At 52.4% G+C, this 13,040-nt stretch carries 9 protein-coding genes; 3 read left to right on the forward strand and 6 right to left on the reverse strand.

The genetic code is table 11. The annotated features are described in order from the left end of the window. Nucleotides 1–127: 127 nt before the first annotated feature. Nucleotides 128–2,878 carry a M16 family metallopeptidase gene (locus H8K26_RS00760; RefSeq protein ID WP_190476629.1) on the reverse strand — a complete coding sequence of 917 codons (2,751 nt, stop codon included), beginning with the start codon at nucleotides 2,876–2,878 and terminating at the stop codon, nucleotides 128–130. Nucleotides 2,879–3,574: 696 nt separating this feature from the next. After that, on the reverse strand, nucleotides 3,575–4,792 hold the full coding sequence (locus tag H8K26_RS00765) for a DUF4124 domain-containing protein (protein WP_190476630.1): 1,218 nt from the start codon (nucleotides 4,790–4,792) through the stop codon (nucleotides 3,575–3,577). Between the two features lie 16 nt (nucleotides 4,793–4,808). On the opposite strand from H8K26_RS00765, the gene H8K26_RS00770 reads away from it, so the two are divergent. Then, nucleotides 4,809–4,955 carry a hypothetical protein gene (locus H8K26_RS00770; protein ID WP_190476632.1) on the forward strand — a complete coding sequence of 49 codons (147 nt, stop codon included), beginning with the start codon at nucleotides 4,809–4,811 and terminating at the stop codon, nucleotides 4,953–4,955. Nucleotides 4,956–5,079: 124 nt separating this feature from the next. On the opposite strand, the gene H8K26_RS00775 is transcribed toward H8K26_RS00770, so the two are convergent. Then, entirely contained in the window at nucleotides 5,080–6,681 is a 1,602-nt protein-coding gene (locus H8K26_RS00775; protein ID WP_190476635.1) for a GMC family oxidoreductase, read from the reverse strand. 149 nt (nucleotides 6,682–6,830) lie between these two features. On the opposite strand from H8K26_RS00775, the gene H8K26_RS00780 reads away from it, so the two are divergent. Then, on the forward strand, nucleotides 6,831–7,859 hold the full coding sequence (locus H8K26_RS00780; RefSeq protein WP_190476637.1) for an AraC family transcriptional regulator ligand-binding domain-containing protein: 1,029 nt from the start codon (nucleotides 6,831–6,833) through the stop codon (nucleotides 7,857–7,859). A 10-nt stretch (nucleotides 7,860–7,869) separates the two neighbouring features. Here the strand turns inward: H8K26_RS00780 and H8K26_RS00785 are convergent, their stop codons facing one another. Together H8K26_RS00785 and H8K26_RS00790 are read right to left on the reverse strand one after the other, a co-directional pair. Then, nucleotides 7,870–10,230, reverse strand: coding sequence for a PAS domain-containing sensor histidine kinase (locus H8K26_RS00785; RefSeq protein ID WP_190476639.1), 2,361 nt, complete (start codon nucleotides 10,228–10,230; stop codon nucleotides 7,870–7,872). Nucleotides 10,231–10,368: 138 nt separating this feature from the next. Then, a complete protein-coding gene (locus H8K26_RS00790) occupies nucleotides 10,369–10,848 on the reverse strand; it encodes a thioredoxin family protein (protein WP_186884049.1) in 480 nt (159 codons plus the stop codon). Between the two features lie 158 nt (nucleotides 10,849–11,006). Between H8K26_RS00790 and dinB the strand changes: the two genes are divergently transcribed. Then, entirely contained in the window at nucleotides 11,007–12,092 is a 1,086-nt protein-coding gene (gene dinB / locus H8K26_RS00795; RefSeq protein WP_190476641.1) for a DNA polymerase IV, read from the forward strand. Nucleotides 12,093–12,258: 166 nt separating this feature from the next. On the opposite strand, the gene H8K26_RS00800 is transcribed toward dinB, so the two are convergent. Further along, nucleotides 12,259–13,017 carry a substrate-binding periplasmic protein gene (locus H8K26_RS00800; protein WP_190476643.1) on the reverse strand — a complete coding sequence of 253 codons (759 nt, stop codon included), beginning with the start codon at nucleotides 13,015–13,017 and terminating at the stop codon, nucleotides 12,259–12,261. Nucleotides 13,018–13,040: the final 23 nt, after the last annotated feature.

Consider the following 13,040-nt stretch of genomic DNA (forward strand, 5'->3'; position numbering starts at 1 on the left):
CAAGGCTGATAGCGACAAAGATAGCGACAACGATAGCGTCTGGCTGCCTGAACGCCATCGTCACAGTTTAAAAAAAATCCCGGTACAGACAATGGTGGTCTGTACCGGGATTTTTTATTGTTGCAGCTTACTTCGCAGGTGCTTTTGCCTTGACCTCATCCAGCGCAATAAACGTGCTGATTTTTGACGGATCGATATAGCGACGGAATGCCGCGTTCACCTGTTCCAGCGTCAGCGCCTGGATTTTGTCATCCATCGCCTGCGAGTAAGACCAGTTACGCTGACGGTACAGATAGTGATTCCAGCCACCGGCGATACCAGCGTCGCTGGTGCGACTTTGCTGACGCTTTTGCAGTATGCCGGATTTTGCTTTAGCGAGTTCTTCCGCAGTGAAACCGTCTTTCAGTGCTTTGCTGAGTTCTTCCTGTATCGCCTTTTCCAGTTTTTCCATATTCTGCGGCGCTGCCGTGGCGCTGATGCCGAAACTGCCGACCGGGTCGATATCGCCCGCACTCAGGCTGGAACCGCCGCCATACGATAAACCATCTTTCTGGCGTATGCGCTCCATCAGACGTGAATTCAGACCGGCGCCGCCGAAGATATAGTTGGCGATACTCAGCGCTGGATAATCAGCATCATCCTCGCGCAAAGCCAGCGTCATTTTGCTGCTGTAAACCGCATTTTCCTTGTCCGGTGTGTTGAACACTTTGCGTATCGCCGGTGGATCCAGACGTTTGCTGACCATGCGGGTGTACGGTGCTTTGCTGACCCAGCCATCAAACATCTGTGCGATCACGGCTTTGGTACTGCCGGCATCGAAATCACCGACCACCGACAACTCGCCTTTGGACGCACCGTAGAATTCTTTGTAATAGGCTTTCACATCATCGAGTTTCACTGCCTTGAAATCAGCGATGGCCTCATCGAGTGTTTTTGCTTCGCGATAATCGCCTTTCGGATACGGATTGAAATACTGCGACATCTCACGCGAGAGTATGCTGCCAGGCTCTTTGCGCGAAGCTTCCAGACCCACCAGACCACGTTCTTTGGCCTGAGTAAATTCATTTTCCGGGAAACTTGCTTCACGCAGCACATGCGCTACCAGCGCCAGTGCCCCAGGCAGATTGGCTTTGGTGGTCTGGAATGAAAAGATGCCGCCGCTCATTTTGAGTTTGGACATTTCATCAGAGAGCTGGGCGCGGCTGTATTTGCTGGTGCCCGTGCCTAGCAAGCCAGCGGTGATGCCGCTGACGATGGCTTTGCCACGCAGGCTGGTTTCATCGCCCCAATGCAGGTTCAGCGCGACATTCACGGTTTCGCCGCGTGTTTTCTTGGGCAGCAGAGCGATTTGCAGATTACCGGCTTTGCCAACTTGCGTGCGCTGATCAATATTCGCCGGAGAAGAATCAAACGCCTCACCACTCAGCGTGGATGGCTTGGGTTTGAAGTCTTTCATGACCTCGGCCATGTCCGGCGCTACCGGAATCTCGGCGCGTTGTGGCTTGTCTTCGGGAATGAACATGCCGATGGTGCGGTTATCGCGCACCAGATAATGTTTTGCGGCAGCAGCGACGCGCTCGGCTGTGATCGCATCAACTGAATCACGCACTTTGAACAGATAGCGCCAGTCGCCTATGGCGACGAATTCCGACATACTGATACCGATGGCTTCGTGGTTGTTCAGCATTTTTTCAAACGCATTGGCCGTATCGCGTTTGATCCTGTCGATTTCTTCTTTGGTCGGCGGATTATTTTTAAAATCCTCGATTCCTGCCAGCAGAGCCTCTTTGGCGGCATCGACGGATTCGCCTTTTTTGACTATCGCACCTATCGTCATCAGGCCTGGCGCTACCGCCCCGGAACCGCCGGAAAATACCTGCACCACTTTGCCGGTTTCCACCAGTTGTTTATGCAGACGGCCATGCGGGGCGCTGGTCAGAATACTACCCGCAAAACTAAGGTCGTTGCGGTCGCTATGCAGACTGGCTGGGACTTTATAGCCGAGCAAGACGATCTGAATATCACCGCTGCGGCGCACGACGAAACTGCGTTCGCCATCCTGCGTTGGTTCGGTAGTCCAGAATTGCGGCAGTGTACGCGTTGGTTTAGCGATTTTGCCGAAAGCAGCGCTGATCCATTGCAACACTTTATCGGTATCGAATTTACCGGCGACCAGCAGTACGGCATTATCCGGCTGGTAGTACATGCGATAAAACGCCTGCAGGTTTTCTATCTTGACGTTTTCGATATCGCTGCGATTGCCTATCGTGGAATTGCCGTAGTTGTGCCAGTCATAGGCAACGCTTTGCATGCGTTTTTGCAAGACATTGCCGGGTGAATTTTCGCCGCGTTCATATTCGTTACGCACGACGCTCATTTCGGTATCGAGATCTTTTTTCGCGATAAAGGAATTGACCATGCGGTCGGCTTCCATCGTCAGCGCCCATTTCAGATTGTCGTCATCGGCTTTGAACAGTTCAAAATAATTGGTGCGGTCGAGCGAGGTCGTGCCGTTCGAGCGCATGCCGCGCTTGTTGAATTCATCGTCGATTTTCGGATTCGTCGGCGTGCCTTTGAATAACAGATGTTCGAGCAAATGCGCCATCCCGGTTTCGCCATAATTTTCATGACGCGAGCCAACCAGATAAGTCATGTTGACGGTGACGGTCGGTTTGGTCGCATCCGGCATCAGCAAGACCCGCAAGCCATTCGGCAGGCGGTATTCGGTCAGACCTTCGACGCTGGTGATCTGGCTCACGCCTTTTGGCAGCGCATCGGCAAGTACCGCAGGCGTCGTGAACAGGATGGCACCGCCCAGAACCAGCGCGCGCAAAACCGGGGTAAGTGAGAAGGGGATTGCAGCAGAACGAGATGACATAGTGATCCTGATAGCAGAAACAACAAAATAGGTGTGAAATATACTGGGTGGAGTATGTTTCACACGTCCTTTAAATATACTGATAATAGAGCGATTTCATTTAATCAGAGGGGGAGTATCCTGATTAAATGATAATAATAGCAATAAATAGCAATAATAATCGGCGGAATGATGTCCGCAAGCAAAATTATTTTGCGGCTGACTGTGTGTCGAAATTTAATTAACTCTGAATGTTGTTCATCTAATTCTGAACTTTTGGGCAGCTTAGATGACATCTCCCCGCAAGCAGCTATGCCATCCACAAGCGTCGCTTGTAGGCGGTCCCTCGACGGAATTGTTGGGAGGTCACTAGCCCCCGGAACCTGAAAAATTCTCTGTGTTGAGAACATGGCTTCACGTGCGGCAAAGCAGAAACCACCGCCACATGAATTAACTTCGTGCCAGCCGACGCTCTTGAGCGTACTGGCACGCCTCTGAGCTGGTGCATGGCATCAGCGATGCTTTCGACATTACGAGCACCAAAAATTTGCCAATATGAGAAGCTGACACTGAGCGCACCATTTACTTGCACTGCAGCGGTGACCGGGGTCTTCTTCACCCAAGCTTCCGAAAGAGTGATGCTCATGACGCCTAACGTTCAAATTGAGGGGCAGCGCGCTTTTGCGCAGTCCCTCTCGAATGCAGTGTTAGGTTGCGTCATTTTGGCAACGCTATTGTGGATTGTGAGCAAGCATCTTTACCCGCCTCACGATACCCCATGGATAGTGTCGTCACACAGGCAAGTCTGAACTCTGGTTTCCCAGAACTTCGATTAACGTCAACAATGGCATAAAAGCTTTTTGAGCCTGAGATAGAAAAATCATATCTACCCTTGTTTCTGTCATTGCTATAGGTTGTAGATGCAGCAGGATATGTCTTCACTGCTCCCCCTGCTAATTTAATCACCTGTTCATTATGTGTTATGTAATCCAAAGCAAGTTGTTCTTCTGTTTTCTTTGTTTGATTATCGTAGGCGGGATCAGGTTGTCCTTTGCGACAACGCTGGCTAATCATTTGGGCATTCATTTGCTCAACTCCAGATGCAGCCTGTCGTGCCGCAGCTTCCAAAGAGTTTTTTTCATTAATAAGTTTGGATTTAAGTTCGTCCAGTCCAGCATAAACCTGGTCCATTTGTTTATCTAGCTTTTGTGTCCTAGCTTTTTCACGAAATGGATTCGGGGTGTCTTTGTCCCATTTCAATACCCTGTCCAAAATCTGATTGAGGTTTGAAGTGTTCTGGAAGGCATAGTTATTGATGGGGCCTCCCATGGTCATTTGCGTGATTGCTAAGAGTTGACCCCGATCGCCATTTTCTAAAATCATCTGCTGACGAACACGCAGCTGTGCCGCATAAAACCAAAACACCCCATCGTCTTTCTTTCCATTCTGGAAAAAGGCGAAAGCAGGGGGAAATAATTGCAAAGGTTCTTTCAGGTTAGAAGGATTGCTGACAATTTCTTCTGCTGCGGCAATCGCGATGCTTGGTTCACAGGACGTCATTCGATCTTCGGGAGGTAATCCGCTGAGTGCTATTCCATTCTTTGCCTTCAAGTGCTTCTGCTGTGTTGGGTGAGGGGATGCATTGCTTTCGATAGATGCAGAGGACGCATCTGATGGACATGGCTGATCAGTAAATTCAATCCGCCCGTCAGACAGCTTGCATCTATTCATGTTGACGCTAGCAGCGTCACTGGCGAGTGCCCATAGCGATGCGCTGGCAAGAAGGATTGCAATTGATCGACAATAATTCACAGCATCTCCCGAAAATAAGCCTAACGAAAGAAAGGGACTTCCCCGTCCCAAGAAAATGGCATCACCTTTACGGTTTGCCGAAGTAGTGCAAAGACGGAAATTCCAGTCAACATCATGATCCAATCAAGAGGGAGAAGTCATGCACAAGCATATCATTAATGCATCACCAGAACCCACCACGAATACCATCGTGACCATTGGCATTGATTTTCATAGACATGCAATTCAGCTTTATTTGAATATCGCACTGCGCTGGCTAGTCAATCGTGCCGCATGCCTGTCGTAGCGGGGCTGCGTAATTTGGCCGCTGTCGTGCCAGCGGGTTCCATCCAGCACGACAGGGAAGTGAGCGGGGCAGCGCAAACATGCTGGGTTACCGCTATGCGTTGTTAAGTGGTTTCTGGTGATGGTCAGGCGCGCAGTCCGTCCTTAATCATGTCGGCTGCTTTCTCACCTATCATCATGGTCGGTGCATTGGTGTTACCGCCCAGCAGGGTAGGCATGATCGATGCATCGACAATGCGTAGACCGTGCAGGCCGATGACTTTTAACTCCGGATCAACCACCGCCATGTTGTCGTTACCCATTTTGCAGGTGCCGATAGGGTGATAGACGGTGTCGGCGGTCTGGCGGATGACGGCGCGGATGTCATCATCGGTATGCACATTGGCGGTCTGATAATCGCTGCTGCGGGCATTCGCCAGTGCGGGCACATCCATCAGTTTGCGGGTCAGCTTAAAGCCTTTCAGCATGACTTCCATGTCGTCGGGATGCTCCAGGAAACGCGGGTTGATCAGTGGCGTTGCCATAGGATCGGGGCTGGCTAACGTGACTTCGCCTATGCTTTTCGGGCGTAACAGGCAGACGTGGCACGAGTAGCCATGACCGAGATGCAATTTGCGCGCGTGGTCGTCGAGCATCGCCATGACGAAATGCAATTGAATATCTGGCGCAGACAAAGACGGATCGGTTTTAAGAAAACCGCCGCCTTCGGCACCGTTCGAGGTCAGCATGCCGCGTCGTTGCGAACGGTAACGCCCCAGTTCGCGCAGCAGACGCAGGCTGCCAGCGGCGGAAACGCCAAGTAGATCAAGGCTTTTCGCGCGATATTTAAACACGAAATCCGGATGATCCTGCAAATTCTGACCGACGCCGGGCAGGTCGTGCACTACAGGGATTCCCATGCTTTGCAGCGCATTCGCATTGCCGACGCCGGACAGCATCAGTAATTGCGGCGTTTGCAGCGCACCGCCTGCTAGCAAGACTTCATGCCGTGCACGCAGGGTTTTTTTCTGACCGTTTTGCAGCATTTCGACGCCGACGGCGCGCTTGCCTTCAAACAGAATTCTGGTGACATAGCAGCCGGTTTCCACGCGCAGATTTGGCCGCTTGCCCATGTGCGGCCGCAGATACGCGCGCGATGCACTCCAGCGTTCGCCATTGTGCTGGGTCAGCTGATACAAGCCTATGCCTTCCTGCTCGGCACCGTTGAAATCGGTATTGATGCGAAAGCCCGCCTGTTTGCCCGCTTCGATCAGCAATTGCTGATACGGGTTATCGGTGCGTAACTCGCTGACATGCAGCGGCCCGGCGTTGCCGTGGTATGCGTCATGATGGGTTTCATTATTTTCTGAACGTTTGAAATACGGTAAAACCTCGTCATACGACCAGCCGGTGTTGCCCAGCGCTGCCCAGTGATCGTAATCCTGCCGGTGTCCACGCACGTAAATCATTGCATTCAGACCGGAAGACCCACCCAGCATTTTGCCGCGCGGCTGATAGCCACGGCGTCCATTCAGGCCGGGTTGTGGCACGGTTTCAAACGCCCAGTTATTCAGTTTGCCTGGCAGCATGGCAACCACACCAGCGGGCGTATTCACCACCAGGCTGTCGCCACCGCCACCGGCTTCCAGTAGGGTTACGCTGAGATCCGGGTCTTCAGTCAGGCGTCCGGTCACGGCACAACCGCCGGAACCACCGCCGACCACAATATAGTCGCTGATATTATTCATGTGTCTCTCTCTTTGGATGAGGCTGTACGCGATGGCCTCGCCAGTGTCAGGCCTGTTGTTTTATTTTTCCGGTGTACGGTACGGTGATATTAGTATGCCGTTTCGGTTAAAGTAAGGACATTTACTGCCACGTTGTCAGACCATCACAGATGAACCAGCCTGCGCCCACCATATCCGCACTCTTGTCGGTACAAGATGCGGTATTTCCTGCTCATCCGTTCAGCGGAGTGCTGGCGATCGCGCGTGAGCAGGATTGGCGTTGGCAGGATATGTTTCCCGCCTTTGCCGAGCATCACGATAACCGCATCAGTTATACCCAGGCACGCGAAGGCCTGTTACAGGCGCGACACCGTGGCGGCGCTGATCTGGGGCTGCGATCCGGTACGCGTAAAGCCTTGCCGCAACTGGGTCAGATGGCCACCGGTATGCGTGCGCAGGAAACGCTGGCGCAGGCTTTGCAATTCGGTCTCGACTATCAACTGATCGCCGGCTCTATGGTGCATCTGCAACTGGAAGCGGGGCCGCAACAATCGGCACTGCTTGCCTTGCCTTTATTCGACGATGCGGAATTGCAGGATTTTCTGGAAGTCGATCATCTGGTTACCGCCATCAATGCGGCGCGCCAATTGTGCGGCTGCCGCTTTCCGCTGGTAAGGGTGGAACTGCGTTCGCAGCCCGGCGCGAGTCTGACAGCGTACGAAAAATTCTTTGCCTGCACTGTGATCGCGGGTGCTGATGTCAGTCGTATCGTGATCGACAACCAGGTGTTGCAAATGGCGTTGCCGCAACCGGATGCGCTGCTGGCACATACTTCGCACGACGCTTGTCAGGCGGAACTGGCGGCGGTTGGTGTGCTTGGACGGCAAAGCCTGCTACGCACTCTGACTGCGCTTCAGTGTGAATTGCACAGCGTGGCACAGACGGCATCTGTCCTGGGAACCAGCGAACGTTCTTTGCATCGTTTGCTGGCGCGCGAAGGAACTTCGTATTTCCAGATTACCGAAACTATCCGCATCGGACGGGCGCGGCAATTACTGCAAACCGGCCTGAGTCTGGAACGTATTGCGGAAGAACTCGGCTATTCCGACAGTCGCAGTTTCCGGCGCGCGTTCAGACGCTGGACGACGCAGACCCCGGCTGAATTCCGTCAGAGTCAGGCGCAGACACAGCTGCGTTGAATCCCAGATTTCAGGTGATGGCAGACGCTGGCGGTACGCACGCCGGTAAGCTGAACCAGAATGTCGAGCCTTCACCGGGGCAACTCAGGAAAAAGATTTCGCCATGCATTTTTTCGACCAGCGCTTTGGTGATGGCCAGCCCCAAACCGGTTCCTCCCTGGCGACGGGTATTGGTGCCGTCGGCCTGCGTAAACGGTTCAAATAATTGCGTCTGAAAATCGAGTGGAATGCCGGGGCCGCGATCACTGACGGCGATATGATAATGGCTCTGTTCCTGATAAATTCTGACGGTCACGCTTTCACCTTCGGGTGAGAATTTGGCCGCGTTGGAGATCAGATTCGCCATCACCTGCATCAGCCTGTCGTGGTCACCCAGACTCCAGGCCTGCATCACTTGTTGTTCCATGATCAGCCCGACGCGCAGCGAGCTGGTGTAGGCTTCGTTGGCTTCCATCGCATTGTGCAGCATTTCGATCAGATCGACAGGCTCAGAACGGATATTCATTTTGCCGTTGTTCAGTTTATCGATGTCGAGAATATCGTTGACCAGATTCACCAGGCGCTTGCTGTTATTGTGCGCGATCCGTATCAATTGCCGGGCTGCGTCAGGTAAGGTGCCACCGACGCCGGATTCCAGCAAACCGAGTGAGCCGCGAATTGAGGTCAGCGGCGTGCGTAGTTCGTGGCTGACCATCGACACGAATTCTGTTTTGAGCTGATTGATACGCAGGCGCTCGCTGATGTCCATGACAAAGACGACCCACTCGCGCGGAGAATTTTCCAGATAACCCAGACCCACCAGCACCGGTATTGCCGAACCATCGGCACGTCGCAGCATGACTTCGAACGGTGCCGTGGTACCGGTGCTGAGCATTTCTGTATATGCCTGATGTACCAGATACTGATCCTGCTCTGACAACACGACTCGCCACAGAAACTGCTCTGCCAGTAGTTGTTCGCGAGAGTATCCGGACAACTGACAAAACATGCGGTTCACGTCCGTCAGACGGGAGCCGTCACTGCCATACAAAATGCCGATCAGGCTGGAATTCATGATGCGCTGCAAGCGGCTTTCGCTTTCGCGCAGCGCATCCAGAGTTTTTCTTTGTCCGGTGATATCTTCTATCATCCAGACCGCCCCTTTTTCGTAGGTTTCAGCGGGCAGGGCGCGACCAGCGACGCGCGCCATGAACGACTCGCCATCGGCGCGCCGCAGATACCATTCAAGCTCTACCAGTTCATCGGCTTCCAGATTCGGTATCACTGCCTGACCGAAGGCGCGGTAGTCTTCATCGTTGTGGTACAGAAAAGTGGTTTTTACCCCTATCATTGATTTCGCATCAGGGAAGCGGCACAAATCGGCGAGAGCCTCATTGGCGCGGATGATGACGCCGTTGCTGACGAACATAATGCCCACCGGCGCGTTGGCGATCAGAATTTCCAGTTCGCGTGCCAATTCTTTATAACGGACATTATTCGAGCGCAGCAATTCCTGATTCAGCTGCAATTGTTCTTCTGTGCGTTTGCGTTCTGTAATGTCGATGTGGGTGCCGACGATACGCACGGCACGCTGATTTTCATCCCATTCGACAGCGGCCCCGAGTGACATAATCCAGCGCCATTCGCCTGCACGATTTTTCTGTCGGAACTCGGCGTGGTAATCGGTTTTGCCCTTCGAAGCAAAATGGATGCGATAGGCTTCTTTTATTCCGGCAACATCGTCCGGATGCACGCTGTGCTTCCAGAAGTAATCCCAGAATGCAAACGGATTGGCAAATTCTTCGATCGAGTGTTCGATCATGTTGCTGTATTCGGGACTGAAGGTGGCGGCGCCGGTGTTCAGGTTGATGTCGTACAAACCCTGATTCGAGGCCTGCATGACCAGTCGCCGCTGTTGTTCCGCTGTGATTAAGCTGCGCTCAGTCTGTTTGCTGCGGGTCTGATCCATAAAGCAGCCATGCCAGAGCAGACTGCCATCGGCCTGCAGTTCCGGGCTGGCCTCGCCCGCCATCCAGCGCTCTTCGCCATTCTTGAGAACGATGCGGAATTCATGCGTCCAGACGTGCAGATGTTCAGCCGCCGTGCGGACGCTGAGCATGAATGCAGATAAATCTGCCGGATGCACTTTTCTGAACAGAATATTGACGTCTGCGCACAGCTCTGCGGCACTGAATTCAAACAAGCGTTCAACCGCCTCGCTTGCATAATTGAAACAAAAGCGTTCGGCGGAAAAACGTTGATACTGAAAAAAAACTGCCGGCAGAAAGCGCGAGAAATTATTCAGCAAGGCTTGGCTGACTTTCAGCGCTTTCAGCTCTGCTGCCGTGATCTCTGCAGCAACCGGGTTGGGTGGCGTTGGTGTGACAGACATCAGCTTGCTTAAAAAAAACAGAAAAAATGTGCAGAAAATTGGGTGTTTAACGCACAACCGATATCATGCCCATGACCGGCAGCGAGCCGTTGTTGCTGCCGTTGCTGCGTATCTCAGATGACAGCAGGAAACCTGATGTTACGGGTGCTGCGTGATGATCTGATTGAAGAAATCATACACGCCTTGTTCACTCATTTTGCGTGCATTCGACAATTCACCACCTTTCGATGCAAACAAGACACTGTTATCTGCTTTTAAAACGACAGCGGCCGGAATACCCTTTTTAATCGGGTTGCCGTAGCTGTTTGCCAGCGCCAGATTTTTATCAAACTGACCAACATCGACTTTGACCAGCACGAATTTGCTGGCGATCAGGGCGGCGCTTTGTCCTTGCATAGAACGGTCGAGCTCCAGACAATCCTTGCACCAGTTCGCGCCGAAAATCACCAGCACTTTTTTGTTGCTGGCCTGTGCCTGCGTCAGCGCTTTGGCGACTGCAGCGGGCGCATCAGCAGTTTCGTCATATGGTCTGGCAACGTCGGCATGTGCAAGGTTTAACGCAAGACCAATCGTGCATGCGGAAATGAGTCTGGAGACAAAGGAGAAAGTTTTTTTCATGTTGAAGCCGCAGGAAAGGAAAACTTTCAGATAGTGACGTAATTTTTGCGCTTTGTCATCGCTGATATGGCGCAAGCAAGATTGGAATAACTGTATATGCATACAGTTTTGTAGCGAAAAACAGATAAAATAAACCAGAATTCATCCCTATTGATGAAATGAGTTTCAATCTCACCCCAACGATCTGCGTTTTGAAAAAAATTATTCATTGTGATTGCGACTGTTTTTACGCCTCGATAGAAATGCGGGACGATCCGTCATTGCGGGGCAGGCCACTGGCGATTGGCGGTCAACCGGATCAACGCGGCGTCGTGGCGACTTGTAATTACGAGGCGCGGCGTTTCGGCATCCGTTCAGCCATGCCGATGTCGCAGGCAGTACGCCGTTGCCCGGAGCTGCTGATTTTGCCGCCGACGATGGAAAAATACCGGATTGCATCGCGCCAGATTCTGGCGATTTACCGCGACTACACCGAGGCGATCGAGCCTTTATCGCTGGATGAAGCGTATCTCGATGTCAGTCAGGCGACCAGCCATCATGGCAGCGCGACCCTGATTGCGCGTGAAATCCGCGCCCGGATTGCCGACACCGTCGGTATCACCGCTTCGGCAGGCGTGGCGCCAAATAAGTTTCTCGCCAAGATTGCCAGCGACTGGAACAAGCCGGATGGCTTGTTCGTCATTTTGCCGGATCAGGTGGAAGAGTTCGTTGCGGCCTTGCCGGTGGCAAGATTGTTTGGCGTCGGCAAAGTCACTGCCGCCAAATTACACAGCATGGGCATTCAGGAATGCCGCGATTTGCGGGCGTGGTCGCTGGCAGATCTGATGCAACATTTCGGCAAGCTCGGCAATAGCTTGTATCAGTTGTGTCGCGGTATTGATCTGCGCGAGGTGCGCGCCAGCAGCGAGCGCAAATCGGTCAGTACCGAAGAAACCTATGTCCATGATTTGCCCGATCTGACCGCGTGTGTGGCCGAACTGCCTGCTTTATACGCGTCGCTGCAACAGCGGGTGCAGCGGGCAGATGCGATCAGCCATATTCATAAACTCTACGTCAAAATCCGCTTTTCTGATTTTCGTATCACCACCGTCGAATGCGTTTCAAAAACGCTGGATATCGGTTTGTTTCAGCAATTGTTGGAAACCGGATTTCAGCGCCGCCAGTTACCCGTGCGCCTGCTGGGTCTGGGCGTGCGACTTGCTGAAACGGAAGCCGCCAGCGGGCAGCAATTAGGTCTGTTTTGAGGATAAATATACTGGGGGGAGTATATTTTAAAGCCCTTTAAACATAAGGACATTAAGTGTGTTTGATGAAAAAGCAGGGGGAGTATATGAAAATACCCGCTTTTTCAGTGTAGATTTCGGCTGAATTATCAGCTTAGACATATCAGCTTAGACATCAGCTTAGATATCAGCGCAGATATTTGAGCCGCAGCTTGTCGAATAAGCCGGATTGCTGCACCTTTTCAAAAGCTTTGCGTAGCTTTTTCACCAGCGCCGGGTCGCTGTTTTTGCTCATCGCCAGATAATAATTGCTGCTGCCATCGAGTAGGAGCAATGGTTCGAGTTCATCCATCGTACGGTTCTGCGACTTCATTAAAAACGCGGCGCTCCAGTTCTGAAAAATGGCCAGATCAACGCGGCCCATCAGAAATTTTTTCATGTTGGATTCGTCAGTCGGTGCGTAGTCGACCACGTAGTCAGGAAACTGTCCTTTACGCATGAAGTCCTTCGCTGATGCCATTTCCCGTACCAGCCCGGTTTTGTAAGCACCGGCATCGGTCAGCGTTTTTATCTGTATGTCGGTGCGGGACTTCAATTTATACAGATAAATCTGGCGGTTGCTGAGCACGCCTATCCACTCAAACTGCGCATCACGCTCGGGCGTGCGGGTCATGGAATAAATCAGGGTATTCGGTTGTTGCAGCGCACGTTGATACGCGCGTGCCCAGGGTATCAGTTCTATCGGGGCTGCCAGCTTTGCTTCTTGCAAAACCGCCTGCACAATTTCGGTGGAATAGCCGGTGACGCTGCCATGCTCTTCGAAATTCAGCGGTGGCAAACTCTCGGTGACCACCGATAACTGACTGGCGCAGACGGTTGCGGGTGCCAGACTGCATGCGCAGAACAACAAACAATCAGATAACAAAGAAAAAGCAAAGCGAGGCATGCCGGGATTTTAACAGTTGGATA

Source organism: Cognatundibacterium aquatile, from assembly GCF_014699135.1.
In the GTDB taxonomy this organism is placed as follows: domain Bacteria; phylum Pseudomonadota; class Gammaproteobacteria; order Burkholderiales; family Burkholderiaceae_D; genus Undibacterium; species Undibacterium aquatile.